The organism is Candidatus Eisenbacteria bacterium, from assembly GCA_016235265.1.
GTDB lineage: Bacteria > Eisenbacteria > RBG-16-71-46 > RBG-16-71-46 > JACRLI01 > JACRLI01.
Map to the genome: position 1 here is coordinate 54812 of JACRLI010000004.1, position 23553 is coordinate 78364.

At 69.2% G+C, this 23553-nt stretch carries 19 protein-coding genes; 4 read left to right on the forward strand and 15 right to left on the reverse strand.

Translation table 11 applies throughout. From position 1 onward, the window contains the following. Nucleotide 1 precedes the first annotated feature (1 nt). The gene (locus HZB25_02235; protein ID MBI5836040.1) at nucleotides 2-1342 is read right to left on the reverse strand and encodes a hypothetical protein; all 1341 of its coding nucleotides are present in this window, start codon (nucleotides 1340-1342) and stop codon (nucleotides 2-4) included. Nucleotides 1343-1736: 394 nt separating this feature from the next. Between HZB25_02235 and HZB25_02240 the strand changes: the two genes are divergently transcribed. Then, nucleotides 1737-2351, forward strand: coding sequence for a TIGR04282 family arsenosugar biosynthesis glycosyltransferase (locus tag HZB25_02240; protein ID MBI5836041.1), 615 nt, complete (start codon nucleotides 1737-1739; stop codon nucleotides 2349-2351). Between the two features lie 270 nt (nucleotides 2352-2621). Here the strand turns inward: HZB25_02240 and HZB25_02245 are convergent, their stop codons facing one another. The 9 genes from HZB25_02245 to HZB25_02285 all read right to left on the reverse strand — a co-directional run bounded on the left by HZB25_02245 (nucleotide 2622) and on the right by HZB25_02285 (nucleotide 11386). After that, nucleotides 2622-3176 (reverse strand): PEP-CTERM sorting domain-containing protein, encoded by a 555-nt coding sequence (locus HZB25_02245; GenBank protein ID MBI5836042.1) that lies wholly within the window; start codon nucleotides 3174-3176, stop codon nucleotides 2622-2624. A 363-nt stretch (nucleotides 3177-3539) separates the two neighbouring features. Further along, nucleotides 3540-4094: a PEP-CTERM sorting domain-containing protein gene (locus HZB25_02250; GenBank protein ID MBI5836043.1), complete on the reverse strand. Its 555-nt coding sequence runs from the start codon at nucleotides 4092-4094 to the stop codon at nucleotides 3540-3542. A gap of 349 nt (nucleotides 4095-4443) precedes the next feature. Beyond that, nucleotides 4444-5328 carry an arginase gene (gene rocF / locus HZB25_02255; protein ID MBI5836044.1) on the reverse strand — a complete coding sequence of 295 codons (885 nt, stop codon included), beginning with the start codon at nucleotides 5326-5328 and terminating at the stop codon, nucleotides 4444-4446. Between the two features lie 52 nt (nucleotides 5329-5380). Beyond that, entirely contained in the window at nucleotides 5381-6181 is an 801-nt protein-coding gene (locus HZB25_02260; protein ID MBI5836045.1) for a tetratricopeptide repeat protein, read from the reverse strand. A gap of 112 nt (nucleotides 6182-6293) precedes the next feature. Beyond that, nucleotides 6294-6995: a hypothetical protein gene (locus tag HZB25_02265; GenBank protein ID MBI5836046.1), complete on the reverse strand. Its 702-nt coding sequence runs from the start codon at nucleotides 6993-6995 to the stop codon at nucleotides 6294-6296. A 318-nt stretch (nucleotides 6996-7313) separates the two neighbouring features. Beyond that, nucleotides 7314-8123, reverse strand: coding sequence for a hypothetical protein (locus HZB25_02270; protein ID MBI5836047.1), 810 nt, complete (start codon nucleotides 8121-8123; stop codon nucleotides 7314-7316). Further along, nucleotides 8120-8689 (reverse strand): RNA polymerase sigma factor, encoded by a 570-nt coding sequence (locus HZB25_02275; protein MBI5836048.1) that lies wholly within the window; start codon nucleotides 8687-8689, stop codon nucleotides 8120-8122. The genes HZB25_02270 and HZB25_02275 overlap by 4 nt, the downstream gene beginning before the upstream one ends. A gap of 207 nt (nucleotides 8690-8896) precedes the next feature. After that, nucleotides 8897-10705 carry a phosphoenolpyruvate carboxykinase (GTP) gene (locus HZB25_02280; protein ID MBI5836049.1) on the reverse strand — a complete coding sequence of 603 codons (1809 nt, stop codon included), beginning with the start codon at nucleotides 10703-10705 and terminating at the stop codon, nucleotides 8897-8899. 291 nt (nucleotides 10706-10996) lie between these two features. Continuing rightward, nucleotides 10997-11386 (reverse strand): VOC family protein, encoded by a 390-nt coding sequence (locus tag HZB25_02285; GenBank protein MBI5836050.1) that lies wholly within the window; start codon nucleotides 11384-11386, stop codon nucleotides 10997-10999. A 154-nt stretch (nucleotides 11387-11540) separates the two neighbouring features. Between HZB25_02285 and HZB25_02290 the strand changes: the two genes are divergently transcribed. Then, the gene (locus HZB25_02290) at nucleotides 11541-12674 is read left to right on the forward strand and encodes a UDP-N-acetylmuramate dehydrogenase (protein MBI5836051.1); all 1134 of its coding nucleotides are present in this window, start codon (nucleotides 11541-11543) and stop codon (nucleotides 12672-12674) included. Nucleotides 12675-12755: 81 nt separating this feature from the next. On the opposite strand, the gene HZB25_02295 is transcribed toward HZB25_02290, so the two are convergent. The 5 genes from HZB25_02295 to HZB25_02315 all read right to left on the reverse strand — a co-directional run bounded on the left by HZB25_02295 (nucleotide 12756) and on the right by HZB25_02315 (nucleotide 20249). Further along, on the reverse strand, nucleotides 12756-13724 hold the full coding sequence (locus HZB25_02295; protein ID MBI5836052.1) for a hypothetical protein: 969 nt from the start codon (nucleotides 13722-13724) through the stop codon (nucleotides 12756-12758). A gap of 20 nt (nucleotides 13725-13744) precedes the next feature. After that, nucleotides 13745-15484: a hypothetical protein gene (locus tag HZB25_02300; protein MBI5836053.1), complete on the reverse strand. Its 1740-nt coding sequence runs from the start codon at nucleotides 15482-15484 to the stop codon at nucleotides 13745-13747. A 355-nt stretch (nucleotides 15485-15839) separates the two neighbouring features. Further along, nucleotides 15840-17120 (reverse strand): magnesium transporter, encoded by a 1281-nt coding sequence (locus HZB25_02305; GenBank protein ID MBI5836054.1) that lies wholly within the window; start codon nucleotides 17118-17120, stop codon nucleotides 15840-15842. 38 nt (nucleotides 17121-17158) lie between these two features. Further along, complete coding sequence (locus HZB25_02310) at nucleotides 17159-18337, reverse strand: polysaccharide deacetylase family protein (GenBank protein ID MBI5836055.1); 1179 nt, start codon at nucleotides 18335-18337, stop codon at nucleotides 17159-17161. Nucleotides 18338-18344: 7 nt separating this feature from the next. Then, a complete protein-coding gene (locus HZB25_02315) occupies nucleotides 18345-20249 on the reverse strand; it encodes an AMP-binding protein (GenBank protein MBI5836056.1) in 1905 nt (634 codons plus the stop codon). Between the two features lie 258 nt (nucleotides 20250-20507). Between HZB25_02315 and tadA the strand changes: the two genes are divergently transcribed. After that, nucleotides 20508-22199, forward strand: coding sequence for a Flp pilus assembly complex ATPase component TadA (gene tadA, locus HZB25_02320; protein MBI5836057.1), 1692 nt, complete (start codon nucleotides 20508-20510; stop codon nucleotides 22197-22199). 80 nt (nucleotides 22200-22279) lie between these two features. Beyond that, nucleotides 22280-23503: a type II secretion system F family protein gene (locus HZB25_02325; GenBank protein ID MBI5836058.1), complete on the forward strand. Its 1224-nt coding sequence runs from the start codon at nucleotides 22280-22282 to the stop codon at nucleotides 23501-23503. The last annotated feature ends 50 nt before the right edge of the window (nucleotides 23504-23553 follow it).

The window sequence follows — 23553 nt, forward strand, 5'->3', positions numbered from 1 at the left end:
CTCACGCCTCCGACGCGGGAAAAGTCAGGCGAAACGCCGTGCCGCGGCCCACGCGGCTGTCCACTTCGACCCGGCCGCGGTGCTCGCGGACGATCCGGTCCACCACCGCCAGCCCCAGCCCGGTGCCCCGTTCCTTGCTCGAGTAGAACGGGTCGAAGATGCGCCGCAGCGCGTCCTTCGGGATGCCCTGCCCGGTATCGCGCACCTCGCACTGCCAGCCCCGGTCGCGGCGCTCCAGCGACAGCGTCAGCTCGCCGCCTCCGGGCATGGCGTCCTGGGCGTTCAGGACCAGGTTCAGCAGCACCTGGCGTATGCCGGCGGGGCTGCCGCGAAGCATGGCCGGTCCGTCGGAGGCGTAGCGGGTCGCCACGCGGATGCCGCGCTTGCCCAGCTCGGGCTCGCACAGCAGCCGCACGCGCTCCATGGCCTCGCGGAGGTCCAGCTCCTCCGGCGCGGCGGGGTCGCTGCGCGCGAAATCCAGGTAGGTGGACAGGATGCCGTTGAGCCGCTCCACTTCCTCCGGGATATATTGCCAGATTTCGTCGTCCGGCGGGGCGTTCTTCAACCGCTCCGCGGTGGCCCGCACGATGGCCAGCGGATTGCGGATCTCGTGGGCCATGGTGGCGGCCAGCTGCCCCATGGTGGCCATGGTCTCGCTGCGCCGGGCCCGCTCCTCGGCCGCGATCAGCCCGCGCGTGGCGCGCGCGAAGAAGACGCCCAGCAGCAGGATCGCCAGCGTGGATACCACCGCGACCCCCCAGAGGTCCCGCCGCAGCCGCTCCAGCCCCTCGAAGAAGCCCGCATCGGCCTCCACCGCCAGCACCGCGCGGACCCCGCCGGAGTCCGGCGCGACCGGCGCGTAGGCCGCCTTGTATCGCCGCGCGCCGAGCGCGAACACCGCGCTGGCCGAAGGCCGCCCCAGCAGGGCCTCGGCCGGGGCGGCGCGGTCGAAGGACAGCGAAGGCTGCCGAGTCTCCAGCGGCGGGTCCGCGTCGAGGTCCAGCAGCGTCTTGAGCTCCCGGTCGAAGAGGAACACGGTGCGGATCCAGCCGGTGCTCTCGCGGGTGCGCTGGAGCTGGTGGCGCAGCGTGGCATAGGCGTAGCCGAACTCGCCGTTGTCCAGGAGATCGCGCAGTTCGTCGGAAGTGATGCGGGATGCCGCGGTCACGGCCACCGCGGTGAGGCTGCGGCTGAGTTCGCGCTCCCAGGTGGTCCGGATGGTGCGGTAGTAGAACCAGCCTGCGGCGTTGACCACCAGCAGGACCAGCACGAGGAAGAACAGCGTCCAGCCCAGCTGGACGACGTGAAGGGGGATCTTGGGGCGCGGGGAGTGGACTTTCATGGCTGCCCGGCATACTGAGCGGCGCGGGAGACTCGCTCAACCAAAAAAAAAGTGGGCGGCTTTCGCCGCCCACGGGACACCGGACGCTGGCCGCTTCTCGTCCGGCATCTTTCTGTTTTCTAAAGCGGAAGTGATCCCCGCCTCGAAGTCGTTCCGTTTGCTCGCCGGCACTCCGATCTACTGGCGCCCCGGCAGTTCCTGGTCTCGAGCTTGGCAGGGAACCTCACGCACCTTGTTCCCGACCTAATACCTCAGATGCGCTGTTTTCAAGGTGGATGCGAAGATTTTTCGCCCCCTCCCGAAGAAATCTTGCTAGGCTACAACTTGTTATATGCAAAAGACTTGCGCTGATTTCCATATCGCGGTCATGGCCCGGGAGCCGGTCCCCGGGCGGGTGAAGACCCGCCTGGCGGCGGCCCTGGGGCCGGTGCGGGCGGCGGAGTTGTACGGGGGGTTCCTGGCGGACACGCTGGGGCTGGTCACCCGCTTGCGCCTGCCCGCGTCGGTGTTCACCACCGGAGGGCGGCTGGCGGGGTTCCGCGAGCTCGCCCCGGCCGGCACGAGCTGGGTCCCCCAGGGATCCGGCGACCTTGGGGCGCGCATGCGGCGCGCCTTCGCGGCCTGCTTCCGCGCCGGCGCACGTCGCGTCGTGATGCTGGGCACCGACAGTCCCGGGCTGCCTGCGCGTCACGTGCGGGCCGCGTTTCGCGCCCTCGACCGCTGCGACGTCGTGCTCGGGCCGGCCCTCGACGGCGGGTACTACCTCGTCGGCCTGGATCGGCCCCGCCCCGAGCTGTTGCGTGGCATGCCATGGGGCGAACCGTCCCTGCTGGAGGCGACCGCCCGGCGCGCACGCGAGACCGGCGCGGGCCTGGCTCTCACCGATCCCTGGTTCGACGTGGACAATGCGCGCGACCTGGCGCTGCTCAGGGACCTGGCGGCAAGGGGAGAGTTCCGACCGAGGCCTCGGCACACTCTGAGAATCCTGGAGAAGTTCGCGAGGAGCTGAGGGCGCAGGGGCGAGCCTCGGCGCGGGAGCAAGCTTCGGCGCAGGGGCGAGCCTCGGCGCGGGAGCGAGCTTCGGCGCAGGGGCGAGCTTCTGCCCAGCGGCGGGCTCCGGCGCAGCAGCGGGCTTCGGTCCAGCGGCGCACCGACCCTGCGAAACGAGAGGCGGACCGCCGGGTCACCGTGCGGTCCACCTCCGTGTTTCCGTGTTCGGATGACGCCCTGGTGATTCTCCGCTCGATCGCCCGGCGCGCCGGCCGGGAACTCGAGCTGCCTAGACCTTCCGGCGCAGCGCCAGCAGCGCCACTCCGCCGAGCAGCATCAGGCCCAGCGTGCCGGGCTCCGGCGTGCACGCGGCCTTGAACGCCACGGTTCCGTCCGGGAACGGGTTGCCACCCGCGGTCATCGGCGGGATGTGGTAATCGCGGATGGTGATCGAGTGCGTCCCGGATCCGAACACATGCAGGCCGTTGCTGAACCTGCCGTCCGCGAGTGCCAGGTCGGGATCCCCGGTGTACGGAGGCGCGGTCCTGGGGTCGAGCAATCCGAGCGCATCCCAGTCCGGGACCTTCGGCGTGGTGAACACCAGCTTGCCGAAGTCGTAGACTTCAAACGCGTCGGACACCACCCAGATGTCCGTGATCGTGAACGCCACGTTGCACGCGGACTCCCAGTCCCAGTTGCCCGTGAAGAAGGAACCCTCCGCCATGTTCTCATCGAGCCTCACCCAGGAGCCGTCAAGCGGCATGGGCGCGGCGTGGACGGGGCCGGCGACCAGCGCGAGCAGCAGCGCGCCGGCGATGAGGGGGAGAAACCTCGGGACTCTCATGGGCGACCTCCCACTTGGACCGCGTGACCGCGGCCTGACCCAGCCCTCCGTGCGAAGCCGCACGTTCGCATCCGTACGCCGCTGCCGGTGCAAGGGCGTGGTTCGCGGCGGCACGTCGCGAAACCCACCGACAGCCCGTGCGCAGCCCCGGGATTGCCCGGGGCGGGAATGCTCCCGGAACGATCTGGTTTCCAGATTCTGTGAACGAGCCTTGCGCCGCCGCGGGGCGTTGTCAAGACTGGTTTCCCACTCCCGGGCGGAGGGGGCTGGGTACCAAGGAAACAGCGGACCGCCCGTCTCGCGGGCGATCCGCCGTTGTGCGACCCCGGGTCTTTGGGGGCTACCCGGGGCTACCGCAGTCCCTTAGTCGTTCTTCCGGCGCAGGGCCAGCAGGGCCACGCCGCCCAGCAGCATCAGGCCCATGGTGCCCGGCTCCGGGGTGGTGGCCTTGAATGCCACCGTGCCGTCCGGGAACGGGCCGGCGCCGACCGCGGTGATGGGGATGTGGTAGTCCTGGATGGTCAGCGAGTGGGCGCCCGCGCCAAACGTGTACACCGCGCTGCTGAAGTTGCCGCTGGCCAGGGCCACGTCCGGGTCGCTGGTGTACGGCGGGCTGGTGAACGCGCCGGCGGCGCCGAGGACGTTCCAGTCGGGCATCAGCGGGGTGCTGAATGCCAGCACGCCGAAGTCGTACACGTTGAACGCGTCGGAAACCACGGCCCAGTCGGTGATGGTGAAGTCCACGTTGCTGCTCGAGGTGAAGTCATAGCTGCCGGCGAAAAAGCCGCCGACCGGCATGGTCTCATCGAGCACCACCCAGCTGCCGTCGAGCGCCAGCGGGGTGGCCATGGCCGGGGCCGCGACGGCCGCGAACACGAGCGCGGCGGCGGACAGGAACACGAGAGCCTTCTGACGCATGCTGCCTCCAGTTTCGCCGCTTGCGCGGCGCAAAAAGTCCAGCCCTCCGTGATGGGGTTTCACGGTCGCACTTCGTGCGCCGCTGCCGGATGTGAGGGCAGGCCTTCCGGCGCTTCGCCGTCGGGCACATCGGCAGCCCGTGGGCCTGACGGGAATGACCCGGCAGACTCGGGCGTTCGGCTACTTGGGGCAACCCGCGGGTCGGTGCAAGGTAGCCTTTGGTATACCGGGTTCGAAAGTAGCATTCTCGAGCCCATATTGTCAAGAAACAAAGCTGCCATCTGGAGGCTTGAGGAGGGTGAAATCACGGGTCCTATCGTTGCAAGACAAGTAGTTACGAGGATAGTATCTATAGTATCTTCTTCCCCAGCGCGGAGCAGATAAGCTCCACCCCCAGCGAGGCGGTCTTGTTGCGATCGTCCAGCACCGGGTTGATCTCGACCAGGTCCAGCGCCCGCATCAGGCCGGAATCGGCGATCACTTCCATCGCCAGGTGCGCCTCGCGGTAGGAGATCCCGCCACGGACCGGCGTGCCGGTGCCGGGCGCCTCGTGCGGGTCCAGCACGTCCATGTCGAAGCTCACATGCACGCCCGCCGCCCCCCTGCCGGCCACCTCCAGGGCCCGGTCCACCACCCGGTGCATGCCCTGCTCGTCCACCTCGCGCATGGTGAAGACGGTCACCCCCGCGGCGCGCAGATTATCCCGCTCGCCAGGGTCGAGGTCGCGGGCGCCGATCAGCACGCACCGCTCGGGGTGCACCTTCGGGGCGAAGCCCAGCAGCCCGGTCAGCGCTGGATCTCCCATGCCGCAGCACACTGCCAGCGCCATGCCGTGGATGTTGCCCGAGGGGGTGGTGTGGCAGGTGTTGAAGTCGGCGTGGGCGTCCATCCAGACCAGCCCCAGCTCCGCGCCCTGGCCGCGGTGGTGGGCTGCGGATCCGGCGAGCGAGCCGATGGCCAGCGAGTGGTCTCCGCCCAGCGTGAGCGGCAGCCGGCCCCCGGAGAGCGAGCCCTTCACGCGCTCCGCCAGCCGGGCGCAGGCGTCGGCGATCGGGCCGAGATAACGCAGGCGCGCGTCGCCGCTGTCGGCGGCCTCGGGGATCACCGCGGACAGGTCGCCCGAGTCGTCCACGTCCACGCCGATCTCGGCGAGACGCCGGTCCAGGTCTGCCAGGCGCAGCGCCGAGGGGCCCATGTCCACCCCGCGGCGCCCGGCGCCCAGGTCGATCTGCATGCCGATGAGCCGGACCTTCGCATTCACCGCGTCATGCCCCTCGCGGCCCCGATCAGGGCCGGTAGTCCCTGGACTTGGTGGCGCCGGAGGCCAGGTCGGCCTTGATCTTGGCGGCCTTGGGGCCCTCCGGGTGGTGCTCCACGTAGTCCCGCCAGGCCTTGTCCGCCTCCTCCTGGTTGCCCAGCGACTTCTCGATCACGCCGCGGTTATACATCGCGTTGGCGTGGTGCGGGTCCTTCGCCAGGACCTTGTCCAGTTCGTCCAGCGCGGTGTGGCCGTCCCCGACCTGGAACTTGGACGTGGCCAGGTCCACGCGCACGTCCAGGTTGTCGGGCTGCAGCTTGAGGCCCTTCTCGTAATAGGGGATGGCCTCCTTGAACTTGCCCGCGTCGTACATCATGTTCGCCAGCCCCACGATGTGGGTGAAGTTGTCGGGGGTCTTGTCCACGGCCTCCTTGAGCATGGCGATCTTGGCGTTCATGTCCTCGGGCAGCGCCGGCGCCTGGCCCGAGCCCGGCGGCATGTCGGCCGGCATCCGGCCGTTGTCCTCGGCCGTCTGCTGCGCGTTCTGGGCGGGCTGCATGGAATGCACCATGTACATGCCGCCCGCGCCCAGGGCCGCGCCGATGACCACACCGATGAGCCCCACCTGCAGCGAGCGCGAATTGCCCGCGGCGGTACCCGCGACGGCCGGACGGCGCACGGGCGCCGGCTTCGGGGCCGGCGCGGGCGCCTCGGGCCTGGCCGCCCCGGCCTTCGCGCCCTCCTGCACCGGCAGCCCGCAGTCCGGACAGGTTCCGGCGCCCTCGGGGATGGCGGCCCCACATTCCCAGCATTTCCGCGGAGCGGTCATGCGCGTTCCTCCTCCTGGCAAGCTTGGATATTCCAGATCGCCGACGCTGCGCGCCGGACACGCAAAAGGGCAGGGCCCGGGCCCTGCCCTTCAGCCTGAACCGATGGGGATACTAGCTGGCCTTGCTGGCCTTGTCGCCCTTCTTGCACGGCATCGGGCACTCGGCGCTGGACGGGCAGTCCGCGTCCGCCTTCAGCACGGCGGTCTTGAAGCCGGCCTCGGTCAGCTTCTTCGAAACGACGTCGCAGTTCTTGTCGCCGTTCCAGCACACCGTGGCGGTGCCGGCCTTGGCGTCGCAGTGGCTCATCTTCACCGCGTCCATGCCCGCGAGCAGCGAGCTGACCTTCGCTGCGGCGGCCTCGTCGGTCAGGCCCGCGACCGAGAACGAGGAGTGCTGCATCTTCGCGCAGGCTGCGGCGGAGGTGTTCTTCGCGCCCTTGGCGCAGCACGAACCCCCGGCGCTGGCGGCAGTGGCCTTCATGCCCTTGGCGCAGGAGGCATCGGCGTTGGTGGCGCTGGCCTTGCTACCCTTGGCGGCGCAGGAGGCGTCGCCCTTCATGGCGGCGGACTTCATGCCCGCGCAGCCTTCGGCGGACGCGGCCGCGGCGCCGTGGGCCGAGGCACAACCTTCGGCGGAGGCGGCGGTGGCCTTCATGCCCTTGGCGTGCGGGCAGGCACCGGTGGAGGCCGCGGAGGCCTTCATGTCCTTGGAGCAGGAACCGGCGGCCGCGCTCTTGGCGGCCTGGTCGCAGGCGAGGGCGACGCCGGCGATACACAGGGCCAGCGCGAGGGTCAGGCCGAGGATCTTCTTCATCTTGGATCTCCTCCCGTCAGGTTTCATAACTCGTTGCGCGATCTGCGTTTTCGTTGTTCCTGGCGGCCTGGTTTGGGTTCCGGGCCCAGGTTCGGGGAGATTTCTGGCTACTTTACCATCCGCCCGCCCGCCGGGCAAGCGCCGACGGCCGGGCGGAAGGGGTCACAGCATTGGATGCCCGGGCGGGGATCCGGGTTGCCGGGGATCGCGTACGAAAGCACGGCCCGGGCGGGGGACCGCCCGGGCCGGCACAGGGCCTCCTGCACGAGATGGAGAACGCGGTCGCGGCGGGCCCACCCCACCTGCCGCGGGTCCGCCCTACTTCCCTTGCTTGTCGTCCACCGTGACGCGCGCACCGCCAGCGGATTTCGGAGCCCCCTTGGTCTCGATCTTGACCTCGATCCGGGTGCGCTCCCCCTCGCGGGTCACCTGTACGCTCGGATTGGTGAAGCCCACCTCCGCCAGGCGCCGGGTGATTTCCTGTTCGATCTCCGCGGTGGTCTTGCCCTTGCCCTGCACCCGGATCTCGCGGATGCGATCGGCCGCCATGGCGCACACGCTGCCCAACGCGGGCTCGCGCACCGGCCGCACCTCCGCCGTCGCCGTCACGCCCTTCGCGGTGAGCGCGCGCGCGAAGCCCTCGGCGGCGGTTCTCACCGATGCCGCCGAGCCGCCCTTCACGTGCGCGGAGAGCACGGCCCCGCCGGCCCCGTCGCCGCGCGTGCTCATGGACAGCGTGACCGTCTCCGCGCCCAGCAGGCCCTTCATCTGCCGGGCGATGTCGGCGAACGGCGTGCCGGCCTGGCTCGCCCCGGCCAGCTTCAGATCCACGTCGCAACCGGTGGTGCGCGTGTAGCGGATGGGCACGAACAGCAGCGCCAGCGCCACCGCCGCGGCCGCGGCGACGGCCCACCCGCGGCCGGAGTTCAGGGAATTCCAGAGTTTCACGGGCACTCCTCCTTCGATGTCGCGGCGGCTGCGCTCGCGCAGCAGTCGCGTGGTCGTTTCGATGTCGTCCGGCCGCTCCGCGGTGACCCGCGCCAGCGACTCGAGATCCGCCGCCAGGCGCTCGGAGGCGCGTGTCGCCTCTCCCCCGCGCGCCGGGCCTGCCTTTTCATTCGGGCTCATGATGTCTCCCCTTCGGGCCGCAGCACGATTCCACCCGGACGCACCCGGTAGCCCAGCCGTTCGTAATGCCGGCGCAGCCGTTCACGCCCCCGCGCCAGCCGGGACTTCACCGCCGCCACGCTGGCGCCCTGGACCTCGGAGATCTCCCCGATCGAGAAGCCCTCCAGTTCGAACAGGACCACCGCTTCCCGCTGCGCGGCGGGAAGCCGTGCCAGCGCGTCGGCCACGCGCCGGGCCGCGGCCCGCCGGTGCTCCCGGTCCACCCCGTTCTCCCCGGCCGGGTCCGTGCCGGCGCCGGGCCCGTCGCCGTCCAGGGAGACGAAGCGTTTCCAGAAGTCCCGCCGGGCTCGGTTCCGGTGGACCGTGACCAGGATCGCGTAGAACCAGGGACGAAACCGCGTGGCGTCCCTCAGGCCGGGCAGCTTCTCGTATGCGCGCAGCACCGCTTCCTGCAGCAGATCATCCCCGTCGGCCACCGACCGGCTCAGCCGGCGCGCGGTGAGCGCGGCCTGCCGGTGGATCGGCCCCAGGAGTTCGATCAGGCGGCGCCAGTCGCGTGGTTCCACGTGTGCTTCCCGTTCGCGTTCGGGTGGGGGTTCGAGCTCGGCCCTCGCCCCCTGAGACACCTTGGGGGGCCGGAAAAGTCGCACTCATCCTACACGCCGGCCGGCTCGCGGCACAAAAAACGATCGAGCCCGGGTGCTTGCGCACCCGGGCCCACATCGCCGCATTCCGCGCGAAACGCCGGTTTCCCGGTGCCCGCCGGCCTGCTCCTACTTGGCGGCGCCCACCTTCGCGCCCTGCAGGCGCTTCTCGAGGGCGTCCACCTCTTCCTTGATGCCCTGCGGCAGCTTGTTCCCGAACTTCGCCAGGTGCTCGCGCATCAGCGGCAGCTCGTTGGTCCAGGCTTCGACGTCCACCTTCAGGACCTCTTCCATCGCGCCCGGCGACACGTTGAGTCCGCTCACGTCCATCGAGCCCGGGGCGGGCAGGCGGCCGATCGGCGTCTCCACGGCCTTGCCGGTGCCGGTGACGCGCTCGAACACCCACTTGAGCACCCGGCTGTTCTCGCCGTAGCCCGGCCACAGGAACTTGCCGTCCGCGCCCTTGCGGAACCAGTTCACGTAGTAGAGCTTCGGCAGCTTCGCCGCGTCGGCCTTCGCGCCGACCTTGAGCCAGTGGCCGAAGTAATCGCCCATGTGGTAGCCGCAGAACGGCAGCATGGCGAACGGGTCGTAGCGCAGCGCGCCCACCTTGCCGGTCGCGGCGGCGGTGGTCTCCGAGCTCATGATCGAGCCCATGAACGTGCCGTGCTGCCAGCTCAGCGCCTCGTTGACCAGAGGCACCACGGTGCCGCGGCGGCCGCCGAAGAGGATCGCAGAGATGGGCACGCCGGCCGGGTTCTCCCAGTCCTTCGAGATCACCGGGCACTGCTTCGCCGGCGTGGTGAAGCGTGCGTTCGGGTGGCTCGCCTTGCGGCCGCACGTGGGCGTCCACGGGCGGCGCAGCCAGTCGGTCAGCTCCGCCGGCGGCGTGTCGGTCATCTCCTCCCACCAGATGTCGCCGTCGGGCGTGACCGCGACGTTGGTGAAGATGGAGTTCTTCGCGGCGGTCAGCATGGCGTTGGGGTTGCTCTTCATGCTGGTGCCGGGGGCCACGCCGAAGAAGCCCGCCTCGGGGTTGATGGCGTACAGCCGGCCGTCCGGGCCGAACTTCATCCACGCGATGTCGTCGCCCACGGTCTCGATGGTCCAGCCGGGAATCGTGGGGTTGAGCATCGCCAGGTTGGTCTTGCCGCAGGCCGACGGGAACGCCGCCGCGACGTAGATTTTCTTCCCCTCGGGGTTGGTGAGGCCGAGGATCAGCATGTGCTCGGCCAGCCAGCCCTCGTCGCGCGCCTGCACCGAGGCGATGCGCAGCGCGTGGCACTTCTTGCCCAGCAGCGCGTTGCCGCCGTAGCCGGAGCCGTACGACCAGATCTCGCGCGTCTCGGGGAAGTGGCAGATGTACTTGGTCTTGTCGTTGCACGGCCAGGGCGAATCGGGGGCGTTCTCGGCGAGCGGCGAGCCCACCGAGTGCAGGCCGCGCACGAATTCACCGTCCGTGCCCAGCACCTCGATCACCTTCGTCCCCACGCGGGCCATGGTGTGCATGTTGGCCACCACGTAGGCGGAGTCGGTGATCTCGATCCCGATCTTGGCGATGGGCGAGCCCACCGGGCCCATGCTGTAGGGGATCACGTACATGGTGCGGCCCTTCATGGCGCCGGTGAAGAGCTCGCTCAGCGTCTTCTTCATCTCGGCCGGGTCGCGCCAGTTGTTGGTGGGGCCGGCGTCGTCCTTGTTGGCCGAACAGATGAAAGTGAACTCCTCCACCCGGGCCACGTCGGCGGGGTTGGAGCGGACGTAGATGCTGTTGGGGCGCTTCTTTTCGTCCAGCCACATCGCGGTGCCGGCCTGGACCAGCAGCCTGAGCATGTTCTGGTACTCCGCCGGCGATCCGTCGCACCACACGACCTTCTCTGGCTGGCACAACGCCGCCACTTCCTTGACCCACGCCTCCAGTTTCTTGTTCTGCGTCATGGCATTCGCCTTTCCCTTGAGGAAACCACGGGCCACCAGTGCCCGGAACTCTATGGAAACGAAGCAGATCGCAGGGAAGATGGCCTCTCGGCCCGGATGGCAACCCCACCGCGTCCCCGTGGGCGCGTGGCGCGCCCTCGAAAGACTCTAGCACTTTCGGGAGGTGGTGCAAGGGCGTGGGCGGCGTGGGCGGCGAAACACGGGCGGCAGGCAGGCAGGTGGGTCAGGGATTCCTGGCCTCCCCACCTGCCTGCCCGCACGGTCGGGGCGCCGCGGAACGCGCGGCGCCCCCTACCGGGCGTTCGTGTCCGCCTGCATCACGCCGAAGATGTTGCCTTCCGTGTCCTTGGCGTAGAACAGCCAGCCCACGCCGGGAATCGCCATGCGCGGCAGCGCCATGGTCCCACCCGCAGCCATGACCTTGCGCTCCGCCTCCTCCACCGAGTCCACCCCCACCGTGCACACGTAGGCGTTCACCGCCTGGCCCTCCGCCGGGCCGGCTCCCATGCGCTTCATCATGCCGCCGTTGATCCCGGGCGCGCCGTCGGGCCCGGTCTTCACGAGCCAGTACGGTTGCGGTCCCGCCCACCCGGTGAATTCCCACCCGAAGACGGCGGTGTAGAACTTGATGGCGCGCTCGGGGTTCTCGGCGTGGATCTCGAAGTGGATGACGCGGGACATGTGGGGCCTCCGGTTGCGGGATGGGAAGTGCTCGATGGTCGAGGATATCGGCGGCCAGGCGGATTGTGCCGCATCGCGCGGCGGCCGCGCAAGATGGACCACTACCAGATGGACCACGACCACCCTCGGACCGGCCCCATGCTATCTTCCCGCCATGGACTTCCGCGAGAACGTCTCACTCGCCGGATTCACCACGCTGGGCGTGGGCGGCCCCGCGCGCTGGTTCGCCGACGCCGGCTCCGAGGGCGAGGTGCGCGAGGCGCTGGCATTCGCCGCGGCGCGCTCCCTCCCGCTGTTCGTTCTCGGCGGCGGCAGCAACCTGCTGGTGGCCGACGAGGGATTCCCCGGCGTGGTGCTGCACATGGGCCTGCGCGGCGTGCGCACCACGTCACAGGGCCCGGTGGAGATCCTGGAAGTGGGCGCGGGCGAGGACTGGGACAGGTTCGTCGGCGTGTGCGTCGCCGGCGGCCTGGCCGGCCTGGAGTGCTTGAGCGGCATCCCCGGCACCGTGGGCGGCACGCCGGTGCAGAACGTGGGCGCCTACGGGCAGGAAGTCTCCTCGGCCATCCAGAGCGTGCGCGTGCTGGACCGGCGCAGCGGCGAGACGCGTGAGATGACCCGCACCGAGTGCGCCTTCGGCTACCGCGCCAGTGTGTTCAACACTGTCGAGCGTGACCGCTTCATCGTCCTGCGCGTCACCTTCACCCTGCCGCACGGGGCCGCGCCCGCCCTGAACTACAGGGACGTGAAGGAGTACTTCGCCGCGCGCACCGGCGCCGCGGCCGCGCTCCCTTCGCTTGCCGAAGTGCGCAACGCCGTGCGCGAGATCCGCGCGCGCAAGGCGATGCTGCTGGTGCCGGGAGATCCCGACTGCCGCAGCGCGGGGTCGTTCTTCAAGAACCCGGTGGTGAGCGAGGCGCAGTACGCGCAGATTTGCGAGGCTGCCGGAGCCGACGCGCCGCGCTTCCCGGCAGGCGCGGCGGCAGCCGGCGCGTTTGCTGCCATTGGCAAGGATTCCACCTCGACGACAACTTCCACTTCCGCTCCGTCCTCCCCCGCACTCGTGAAAGTCCCCGCCGCCTGGCTCATCGAGCGAGCCGGCTTCCAGCGTGGCCATGCTCGCGGCCGCGCGGGCATTTCCAGCAAACACACCCTGGCCCTGGTCAACCGCGGGGGAGCCACGGCCACGGAGATCCTGGACCTGGCGCGGGAAGTGCGCGACGGCGTGGAGAGGAACTTCGGGGTGAAGCTGGAGGTGGAACCAGTGATGTTGGGGGGCGGGCCCTAGGCCGATGCCGGACCGCCCTTCCCCAATTTGCACCTCGATTGAGCACGAACCGCAGGGGAAGAGATGGTCCCCGGCCATTCCTTACCGATAGCGCCTCCTCAGCGCTCCCCATGTCGTCTCCGGTGTCGGCGTCGCAAGAGTTCCGTAAACGACCACGTGATCTCCGCCGAAGTCAGCCACGAAGATGTTTCCAAACCCATCCACAGCAACATCGTAGGCATCGAACTGCCCGGGGCCGCTCCCTAACGATCCGACTGACCACTCGTAGGTTCCCTGAGTCGTGTATCTGTCAACAGCAGAGTATCCGGAACCTGATCGGGCAAGATACAAATGTCCGCTGTGATCAGTGGCCATACCCCTGACATCGTTGACGTACCACTCCTTTATGAACGTGCAGTCTGGCGTGAACTTGTCGATCCGATCACAATGTGAGAATGCTGGACTGTACTGGGCGACAAATACGTTTCCGCTGTCGTCAACGGCAATGCTCGTTGAGAGACCCGTAACGACGCCTGGTGAGCACGCTACAAATGGTGGAATGGCCTCCGGACTGCGCCCCAGGTAGCCGCCGTCGGAGGTGAAGTACTGGATGCGGGCATTGCCAGAATCCAGCACGTACACGTTCCCATTCGGCCCGACGGCCACCCCCTGTGGATTCTTGAATTGTCCCGGTCCGCTGCCAGTGGAGCCCCACCCGCCTACAGGATGTCCCTGCAGGTCGTACACCAAGATCGCGTCGCCATAGTTCGAGTACAGTCTTCCAATTGAACTGTTGATTGAAATATCTCCGCCTCCGGGCGCCCAGACTCTCACCGCGGTACCACGCGATTCGAACTCCTGGATCCGGAGGTTGTACCACTCACCTGTGTAAACATGGCCGGTCCCGTCCACGGCAATGTAGTGAAGTCCCGAGAACTGGCCAGGCGCGCCGCCGTGCCCTCCCCACGATAGGACATAGGGAGGCTGCGCAAGCGCGAGGCCATACTCACCCAGCCAGAGGACCAGCGCACACAACGTAGTGCACACCGCAAGGAGATTCCTGGTCTTCATGGGTCCATCTCCATCGCCAATTACAGACTCTGTAGCTCGTGCCACGCATTTGCGTACCAGATCTTGACGCGTTCGGCGTCGATGTCGAAGGCCATGTCACCGTCTTGAGGATCAAGAACTTGCGTGGTTATGTCTTGCGAAGTCACGAGCGGGAGGCGAATGCGGTTGCCGAAGATCGCGCCGGCACGCCGGGATTCGTCCACCACCTTTACATCCCGGAATCCCTGGCTGCGGGTGGCGTGCCACGATCCCAGCACGGTCAGCTCAGACCCCGGCGCAGAGACATGAATGTCCCCGTCCGGATCCTCACTTCCGGGCGTGAGTGGGGCCGGGTAACTATCGCTGTAGATTTCGCAGTTGGAGACGAGCATACAACGCGCGACGCGCGTGACAGCGATCGCGTTGCAGCGGTCTGCAGCGTTGCGTCTGAAGGTGCAGGTATCGACAGTGATTCCGTGCGAGTCCTGGTGATCCAGATCCGGTGATGTGATTTCAATGAACCATGCGCGCCGGGTTGGAGGGACAGTCTGCCCCAGATTGTCTTCGAAGAAGCAGCCACCGAACCGGACTGTTACGCAGTTGCTCAGCGTCACCCAGCTCTGGTCGTTGGCGGCTGGCTCGAATACGCAGTCTACCAGGGAGAGGCTCTGCACCCACGTTGCCGAAAGAAGTGATCCCTGGGCATAGATTCCTGGGGAGGCTTCCGCCATCCCGAATTCGCAACGCGCAAAGCTCAGCAGGTTCAGCGAATGGGTGGGTCCCCCCGTGGCGAGTCGCACCGCACCATCCCGGTGCGCTTGAACGAAGGAGCAATCCTGAAAGTCGCACTCGATCACATCACGGACGGCATTCGGCTCCCCACAATTCACATCCAGCGCCCAACTACCGGTATCCTGGACGCGACAGTTGGTGACGGATACGCGCGCCATTGCCGAACCGGCCGCGCTCGGACTGACGACAATTCCTCTCCCGGACCCGGCCGCAACCGCCCCCTTCAGGTGCAGGCCCTCCACGCGAACGAAACCATCCTGGATCCTCAGGATGTCCTGATTGGGATTGGAGCAGTGGAGAATCGTGCGCGAGACGCCCTCTCCACGAACGAGAATGCTCTGGTTCGATGCAGGTGGAATGCTCAGCGTCGAAGGCACCTCCCAGGTTCCTGCGGGAATGATCACCGTTCCACCGGCGGGTCCCAGGGTATCCAAGGCTGTCTGGATGCCGTCGAAATGGCCGGCGTTGAGCACCAGCGGACCAGTCGTCTGTCCTGCTTCGATCCGAGGCGTCACGCCCACACCAGAAATGAGCAGGTCGACCGAGGTGCGCGCAAGAGTCGCCGCCGCCACTCCACTTGCGGGGTCCGTCTGCACCACGCCGGTGGTAGTCGGAGCGCATACGGTCGTGGCCGAATTGCTGAACATCGTCTTGTAGAGCGCGGGTCGGTTGTTGGTGGGAAGCAAGCGCGTGCCGAGGGTGATGTTGACTGCGGGATGGCCAACGTTGGAGACGATCAGAGTCTCGCGGTCGGGGCTGGGCTCCGAAACTGTGAGGGTGGACGCTGTGGTGCCGACACGAATCGTGTCGCCCCCTTCGATCTCACCGATGTCGTCCACCGGAATGGGGAAATCAAGCGCGTTCTGCGGCACCTGAACGGTCTGCGTGGCTGTCGCCCCCCCCCTGTAGACGTCCACTGTGGCGTCCGCGGGAATCTGCGTCCCGTCCCTGACTACTGGCTTGTACAGCAGGTGCGTGGGCTTTGACATCTGGATCTCACTCCCCACCTTGCCCGCAACAGTTGAAGGCGCGACGGTCTCCCTCGCGCGGACGCTGCCTGACCTTCGGAGTTCAGCACATCCTGAGGATACCACGGAATGTGTGGTCTCGTTAAGCCATCCGCCGCGCACGTCATGCCACTCGCGGATGCGGACCGCCCTGCCCGGAACCACCCCGCATGCGTTTTGAGTCGTGGGAGTATGAGTGAGGTCTGCCGGTGCGTCTGCGACCGACGAAGCCAGGAAGGCGAAGGAGGGAGCAGCCGCAGCGAAGTCGCGCCAGGAAGGCGCGACGAGCGGGCCGGCAGACCCACTCATACTCCCACGACTCAAAACGCAGGAAGCCCTACTCGCTGAACTCCCGGCTCACCGCCGTGACCGCATCCTTCAGCGTGATCAGGCCCTTCAACTTCTTGTCCTCATCCACCACCGGCAGCGCCACGAAGTCGTACTTCGCGAACGCCGCCGCCACCTCGTGGCGGTGGGCGTCGAGCTCGATCACCTGCGGGTGGGTCTCCATGACCTCCGAAACCGGCGCCTCGGGCGCGGCGCGCAGCAGGTCCAGCAGGCTTACCGTGCCGTGCAGCTTCTCGTCGGCGTCGGCCACGAACACGTAGGCGCTGGACTCGAACAGCAGGTCGGCGGCGCGCACCGTCTCCAGCGCCTTCGCGCAGGTGTCGGTGGGGCTTACCGTGATGTAGTCGGTGGTCATCAGCGCGCCCGCGGAGCCCTCGTCGTAGCTCAGCAGCTCTTGCAGCTCCTCGCGCTTCTCCACCTCCATGTCCTGCATCAGGTTCTCGGCTTCCTTCTCGGGCAATTCTTGAAGAAGGTCCGCGGCCTCGTCGGGGGCCATCTCCTCGAGGATGTCCGCGGCCTTCTCCTCGCCCACCGACTCCAGCAGCTGGACTTGGAGTTTCTCGTCCACTTCCTCCAGCGTCTCGGCGGCGGTCTCCACGTCCAGCGAGCGGAACATGGCCTGCCGCTGGTGCACGTCCAGCTCCTCGATGATGTCCGCGAGGTCCGAGGGGTGGATGTCGGCGAGGCGGCGCTGGGTCAGGTTCATCTTGAGCGCCTTCACGCTGGGGTCGCTGGCCAGCGGCTGCACGAACTTCCAGCTCACCAGGTGGTCGGCCACCTGGTAGCTGAACAGCCAGTCGGTGAGTGCGTCGAAGGCCTTCACGCCGCCCAGGCGGCGCACCAGCCCGCGGAAGCCCACGTCCACGTGCACCACGCGCAGCTCGCGGTCGCTGACCAGCAGGTGCAGGTCGTTCACCCGCTCCAGCTTGGCGCCGTGCGTGTCCACGATCTGCTTGTCCAGGATCTCGCGGCGCAGCTGGATGTGGTGGGGCTGCGGCCGGAACGGGATCACCAGGTCCTCGGCGCGCGAGCGCAGCGTGAGCTCCTTGCCGTTGAAGCCCTGCACCCCTGCCCAGTCGAGCTGCATGCGGCCCTTGCGGCTCTTGAGCACCACGGTGCTGACCTGCGGGAACACCTCGCCGAGCACGATGAGCAGGTCGTCCACCCGCCCCCAGTGGCGGCCGTCGGGGGTGACGGCCCGGGCGCCGAGCACCTCGCTGAGGAAGATGAACATCCTCAGCACGCTCTCGGGATAGACGGACGTGTTCATGCCTGGCCCCGTTTCAGGCCGGCTCGTGCCGGCGGTGTTCAGCTCGGGTAGACGGGCGGGTGCAGCCGCCCGTAGAAGCGCCCCAGCGTGGGGCGCGAGAAGATCCGGAGCGCGTCGTGGAGCCAGGCGGTGTCGGGCCTGGCGCTCACGCGCGGCACGGCCAGCGAGTCGTCCCCGCGCACGCACGCGCGCGGCTGGACGGTGAAGATCAGCGTGTAGCCCGCCCGGCGGGCGCGCTCGCGCAACTCCGGGCTCCAGCGGCCCCAGGGCCACGCCAGCAGGCGGACGTCCCGCCCCAGCGAGTCCGAGAGGCGTCGGCGGGAGCCGTCCAGCTCGCGTGTCAGCCGCGTCTCGTAGGCGGCGGGGGTCTCGTACACGCCCGCGCGCCCGGCCTGCCGGAATGTTCGCACGATGGCGCGCAGGGAATCAACAGGAAGGGGCGCGACAAGGGAGGCCGGGACCGCGGCGCGATCTCGTCCGCGCATACCCGATGCCGCACCCGCGCCCACGCGCGCGCCCGCCGCCGCACGCGCCAGCGCCTCCACCATGCCCTTGTCCGGCTGGAACTCCGGCGCCAGCAGCGCGGGACCGCCCTCGAAGCGCGGCGCCCCGCGGGTCGCGGAGCCACCCAGCGCGTCGGTCTCGCGCCAGCCGGGCGACAGCATGAAGCCCAGCAGCGAGTCCGAGCGGAACGCGAAGTGGTGGCTGGCGGTGTGCGAGCCCACTTCGCCCGCGCCGCCTGCCTCCAACAGGCGCGCCTCGCTCCAGCGCATGGACCACGGATCTGGCCGCCCCGGGTGCCGCGCCGCGTACATGTCGGCATCCGGCGGGGCGTCGGCGATGGAATCCGCCGGCGGCGAACCGGAAACCCGCGGGGGACCGTCCCCCATCCGGTCGGTCAGGGTGAAGAAGATGCCGGTGAACCCGTGGCGCTTCAGCGCCGGCGCCGCGGAGAGGTGGTTGGTGGCGTCGCCGTCGTCGAAGGTGAGCACCACGCTGCCGCGCGGCGGGCGGAACTGCCCGCGCAGGAAGGCGCGCAGCTCGGCGGAGGTCAGGCTGTGGTGGCCGTGGCGCTCCAGCCACGCGGCGACGGGCTCGAAGTCAGGAGTATGGTGGAAGAGCAGCACCACGACCGAAGGGCGGAGCCAGGGCTCCAGTGCCAGCCAGGCGCAGAGTGCGGCGATCGCGAAGGCCGCCGCGAACAGCAGGCGGCGCACGTCGGGGTCAGTTCCGGACGGCGGAGACCGCGGCCCCGGCGGCCGGGGCATTCACGGCGGCCTCGCGCTCGGGGCGCTCCTCGCCGTCCACGAACAGGAAGCGCTTGACCTTGCCGGTGGTGGTGCGGGGCAGCTCCTCGCGCCGGACCTTGAAGTCACGCACGCGCTTGTACTCGGCCAGCTCCGCGCACACCCGGGCCACCTCGGCCTTGAGCAGCGCGCGCACCACGGACTCGTCTGGCGGGCTGCCGGGCGGTTCCGGAGAGGCCGGGCCGGGAGGCGGCGCGTGGCGGGCGGCCGGGGATTCGTGGGGACCGTGGAGGTCCTGCCGGCCGGGATGTCCGTGGGGTCCGTGCGGACCGGGGCGTCCGTGGTGGTGCGCGGCGTCCGCGTGGAGGCGCGCCTCGACTTCCTCCCAGTTGGGCACGATCACCGCGCACACGTCCTCGTTGTGGCCTTTCGCGTCGCGACGCCCGTACACCAGCGCGTCCGCCACCAGCGGGCTGCCGCACAGGGCGGCTTCCACTTCCTCGGGGAAGATCTTCTTGCCGCCGCCGGTGGCGATCATGCTCTTGCGGCGGCCGCACAGGTACAGGTAGCCGTCCTCGTCCAGGCGGCCCAGGTCGCCGGTGCGGAACCAGTCGCCCTCCATCACTTCGCCGGTGAGGGCGGGGTCCCCGTAGTAGCCTTCCATCACGTTCTCTCCGCGCGCCAGCACCTCGCCGATGCCGTCGGGGCCCGGGGCGTCAATGCGGATCTCCACACCGGCCACGGGCGGGCCCACCGAACCGGGGCGCGTGCGGCCCTCGGGGTTCGCGGTGAGCACCGGGGCGGTCTCGGTGAGTCCGTATCCCTGCAGCACGTCCACTCCCAGCGCGCGGAAGCCCACGTACACCGCGTTGGGCATGGCTGCCGCGCCCGAGACCAGGAAGCGCGCCCGGGCCAGGCCGGCTTTCGCGCGCACCGGGGCCATCAGCACCCGTCCCGGCCCCAGCGGCCCGCGCAGCGCTCGGAGGGTCCGGAACACCGGCAGGAAGAAACCCCTCGCCAGCAGGTTGCCTTCGCCGAGCCGGCGCTCGAGACCCGCCAGCATCTTCTCGTAGAGCAGCGGCACCCCGAGCACGATGGTCGGCTGGCACTCGCGCAGGTCCTCGCCCAGCTCCTTGGACTTCAGGCTGCGCGCGTAGTGCACCGTGGCCCCGCCCGCCAGCGGCATGAGCATGCCCACGGTGCACTCGAAGGTGTGGTGGAGCGGGAGCACCGAGAGCAGGCGATCGCCGCGGGAGACGGGAATGGTGCCCAGCACCGCGTTCACGTTGGAGGCCAGGTTGCGGTGGGAGAGCGCCACACCCTTGGGCCGCCCGGTGGTGCCGGAGGTGAAGATCACCACCGCCAGCTGCGAGGGCGACACGATGCGCTCCTCCAGCTGCTCCTGGCGCCGCGAGGAGCGGCCGCGCGTGAGCAGCGCGGAGTACGACGCGTGCGCGGTGGGCGACTCGTCCAGCGACAGCAGCCGCGCGCGCGGCAGCGCGCCGCGGGCCACCGCCTCCAGCTTCTCGCTCACCAGGATGAACCGCAGTTCCGCCGCGCGCCCGATCTCTCCCACTTCGCGCTCCTTGAGCAGCGCGTCAATGGGCACCGCGATCGCGCCGGCCTTGTGGATGGCGAAGTAGGCCGCGCCCCAGCGGGGCCGGTTCTCGCCCAGCAGTCCGACGCGCTCCTCGGGCTGCACCCCCAGTTCCAGCAGGGCAAGCGCGAGCTCGTCGGACTCCTGTTCGAGCCCGGCGTAGGTGAACCCCTCCCCGGACCCCCCCGAGGAAAGCAAGGCCGGCTGGTCGGGATACAGGGCAGCCGACCGGGTCAGGATCTCGGGGATGGTTCGGGGCAGAGGGATGTCGCGATGATCGGTCATGGACATCGGGGGATTCTCCACGGCCAGGGCGCCTCTCCTTGGCTAACGGTAAAGTATAGGTCCCGTGAGAGTCGCGGGTCAACGCCCCCCCGCACTTGCACGGAGATGCGCAACTGGCTGCCCAGACGAAACTTGCCCTGCTCCGCCCGTTCCGGCGGCGAGCCCGGCCCGCCTAAGGTACCCGATCCCGGGGGCCGATACAGGGGACGTAACACGGCGCCCGTCGTTCCCCGGGTGCCGCCCCTGCTCGGAGGATCGATGGCGGAGTCCCGGAAGTCGCTCGGACAGTACCTCATGGAGCGTGAGCTCCTGACGCGCGAGCAGTTGCAGTCGGCGCTGGCCGAGGCTCGCCGCCAGGGGATCTTCCTGCGCCAGGCACTGGTCCGTCTCAAGCTCGTCTCCGAGGAGCACCTGCTCGAGTACGTGGAGAGCGAGCTGGGCATCCCGCGCATCGACCTCACCTCCTACGACAGCGACCCCGAGCTGCGCCGGCTGGTTCCCGAGCGGGTGGCGCGCAAGCACCACCTGGTCCCGGTGTTCAAGATCGCCAACGTGCTGACCGTGGCCATGGTGGACCCCATGGACATCCTCGCGCTGGACGAGGTGAAGATGACCTCGGGCTGCGAGGTGGAACCGGTGGCGGCGCTGGAAACGCAGGTCGAGCAGGCCATCGAGAAGTACTACCCGCTGGGCACCACCGTGATGCCCGTGGCGGGCCCCTCCCCCGACCAGGACTTCGGCCCGGGCGGCCGCGTGGACGACGCCGAGGAAGGCCCCATCGTGCGCCTGGTGAATTCGCTGCTGTTGCTCGCCGTGCGCGAGAACGCCAGCGACCTGCACATCGAACCCGAGGAGGGCGCGGTGCGCGTGCGGGTGCGCGTGGACGGCGTGCTGCGCGACGCCGGCGTGCAGCCCCGCCAGCTCCACGGCTCGGTGGTGTCGCGCATCAAGGTGATGTCGGAGATGGATATTTCGGAGCGCCGCGTGCCGCAGGACGGCCGCTGCAAGCTCTCGCTGGAAGGCACCGACCTGGACCTGCGCGTGAGCACCTGCCCCACCATCCACGGGGAGAGCGTGGTGATCCGGCTGCTGCGCAAGGACGCGCTGGTGCTTTCGCTGGACCGCCTGGGCATGTCGCCGCGCGACCTCGGCCTGGTCAACTCCATGATCGCGCGCCCCCACGGCATGATGCTGGTCACCGGCCCCACCGGCTCGGGCAAGACCACCACGCTGTACTCGTGCCTGAACGCCATCGTGAGCCCCGAGCGCAACGTGCTCACGCTGGAGGATCCGGTGGAGTACCGGCTGCCGTTCGTGCGCCAGACGCAGGTGGACCCCGAGTGCGGGCTCACCTTCGCGCGCGGGCTGCGCTCGTTCCTGCGCCAGGACCCCGACGTGATCATGCTGGGCGAGGTGCGCGACAGCGAGACGGCCGAGATCGCCATCCGCTCGGCCCTCACCGGCCACCTGGTGCTTTCCACGCTGCACACCAACGACGCGCCCAGCGCGCTGGCGCGGCTGCTGGACATGGACATCGACCCGTTCCTGATCTCCTCCTCGGTGATCGGCGTGGTGGCGCAGCGGCTGCTGCGCGGCCTGTGCCCGGACTGCAAGGCGCCCGCGCCGCCGGACCCGGCGCTGCTGGCGCTCGCCGGCGGCGACGCCGGCCCGGCCACGTTCTTCACCGGCAAGGGCTGCAAGAGCTGCAACCAGAACGGCTACCGCGGGCGCATCCCGGTCTTCGAAGTGGTGCCCATGGACGACGAGATCCGCGCGCTGGTGGCGCGGCGCGCGCCGTTCGAGTCCATCGCGCAGGCGGCGCGCCGCAGGGGCATGACCACGCTGCGCGACGACGCGCTGCTCAAGGCCCGCCAGGGACTCACCTCGCTGCAGGAAGTCACGCGCGTCACCGGCGAGGACCCCACGCTGGGAGCGGCGGAGGCGGCGTGAGCGCCACCGGCCGTGCCGGGGCGCCGCCGGCCCGCGCGCACCTCCCCGGGCAGCGCGCCTGCCCCCGGGGGAACTGAACCGTGCCCGCCTACCAGTACAAGGCCCGCGAGCGCGGCGGCGAATTCCGCGCCGGGGTGCTCGAAGCTCCAGACGAGGCCGAGGCCCTCCGGCTGCTCGAGCAGCAGGCGCTGCTCCCGGTGCGGATCGCGCCGGCCGACGCCCCCCGCGCCGCCGCCGGGCCGAAGCGCCCGGGCTTCTTCCGCAAGCGCGTGAAACCCAAGGACCTCATCACCTACACCCGCCAGCTCGAGACCCTTCTGGAGTCGGGCATCTCGCTGACCCAGAGCCTCGCGATCCTGGCCGACCAGACCTCCTGCGAACCGCTGCGCGACGCCACCCGCCGGGTGCAGGAGGCGGTGGAGCAGGGTCAATCGTTCGCGGAGGCGCTGGAGGCCGAGCCCGGCGTGTTCCCCCCGCTGTACGTGAGCATGCTGCGGGCGGGCGAAGAGGGCGGTGTGATGGCGGACATGCTGGAGCGCACCGCCACGCTGCTGGAGCAGGAAGCCGAGACCAACGAGCGCATCCGCTCCGCCACCTTCTATCCCAACCTGGTCATCGTGGAGCTGCTGCTGGCCTTCGCGGTGCTGGTGAAGTTCGTGCTCCCGCGCTACGCGGTGTTCTTCCGCACCCTGGGCGCGGACCTCCCGCTGCCCACCCGGATGATGCTGGCGGTGAGCGACGTCAGCCAGAAGTACGGCGCGCCCATCCTGGGCGGACTCATCGTGGCCGCCGTGGCCGCCGGGTTCTACGTCCGCACCCCGGCGGGGCGGTGGCACTGGCACATGCTGCAGATCCGGATGCCGATCTTCGGCGAGATCGTCCTCAAGAGCATCCTGTCGCGGTTTGCGCGCATTTTGGCGGCGCTGCTCAACAGCGGCACGCCCATCACCACCTCGCTCGACATCGTGCGGCGCACCATGCAGAACGTGGTGCTGGAGAAGGAGGTGCTGCAGATGCGCGACGGCATCATCTCCGGCCAGGGCGTGTCCGGCACCATGAAGGACAGCCGCGTGTTCCCGCCGCTGGTGGTGAAGATGCTCGCCGTGGGCGAGGAGACCGGCTCGCTCGACAAGATGCTGCTGAAGATCAGCTCCTACTACGACCGCGACGTGAGCTCCCTGGTGAAGAACCTGGCCACCGCCATCGAGCCCGTGCTGCTGGTGGTGATGGGCGTGGCGGTGCTGTTCTTCGCCCTCGCCGTGTTCATGCCCATGTGGAACCTCATGGGCGCCGTCCGGCACTGATCCCCGCCGCGTCCGGCCCGCCGGACGGCCCGTTGCCGCGCGCCGCGGCC

Excerpts from the sequence above, each read along its gene's own strand:
- HZB25_02235 (MBI5836040.1), bottom strand. The coding sequence starts at position 1,342 with ATGAAAGTCCACTCCCCGCGCCCCAAGATCCCCCTTCACGTCGTCCAG.
- HZB25_02245 (MBI5836042.1), bottom strand. The coding sequence starts at position 3,176 with ATGAGAGTCCCGAGGTTTCTCCCCCTCATCGCCGGCGCGCTGCTGCTC.
- HZB25_02250 (MBI5836043.1), bottom strand. The coding sequence starts at position 4,094 with ATGCGTCAGAAGGCTCTCGTGTTCCTGTCCGCCGCCGCGCTCGTGTTC.
- rocF (MBI5836044.1), bottom strand. The coding sequence starts at position 5,328 with ATGCAGATCGACCTGGGCGCCGGGCGCCGCGGGGTGGACATGGGCCCC.
- HZB25_02260 (MBI5836045.1), bottom strand. The coding sequence starts at position 6,181 with ATGACCGCTCCGCGGAAATGCTGGGAATGTGGGGCCGCCATCCCCGAG.
- HZB25_02265 (MBI5836046.1), bottom strand. The coding sequence starts at position 6,995 with ATGAAGAAGATCCTCGGCCTGACCCTCGCGCTGGCCCTGTGTATCGCC.
- HZB25_02270 (MBI5836047.1), bottom strand. The coding sequence starts at position 8,123 with ATGAGCCCGAATGAAAAGGCAGGCCCGGCGCGCGGGGGAGAGGCGACA.
- HZB25_02280 (MBI5836049.1), bottom strand. The coding sequence starts at position 10,705 with ATGACGCAGAACAAGAAACTGGAGGCGTGGGTCAAGGAAGTGGCGGCG.
- HZB25_02285 (MBI5836050.1), bottom strand. The coding sequence starts at position 11,386 with ATGTCCCGCGTCATCCACTTCGAGATCCACGCCGAGAACCCCGAGCGC.
- HZB25_02290 (MBI5836051.1), top strand. The coding sequence starts at position 11,541 with ATGGACTTCCGCGAGAACGTCTCACTCGCCGGATTCACCACGCTGGGC.
- HZB25_02295 (MBI5836052.1), bottom strand. The coding sequence starts at position 13,724 with ATGAAGACCAGGAATCTCCTTGCGGTGTGCACTACGTTGTGTGCGCTG.
- HZB25_02300 (MBI5836053.1), bottom strand. The coding sequence starts at position 15,484 with ATGTCAAAGCCCACGCACCTGCTGTACAAGCCAGTAGTCAGGGACGGG.
- HZB25_02305 (MBI5836054.1), bottom strand. The coding sequence starts at position 17,120 with ATGAACACGTCCGTCTATCCCGAGAGCGTGCTGAGGATGTTCATCTTC.
- HZB25_02315 (MBI5836056.1), bottom strand. The coding sequence starts at position 20,249 with ATGACCGATCATCGCGACATCCCTCTGCCCCGAACCATCCCCGAGATC.
- tadA (MBI5836057.1), top strand. The coding sequence starts at position 20,508 with ATGGCGGAGTCCCGGAAGTCGCTCGGACAGTACCTCATGGAGCGTGAG.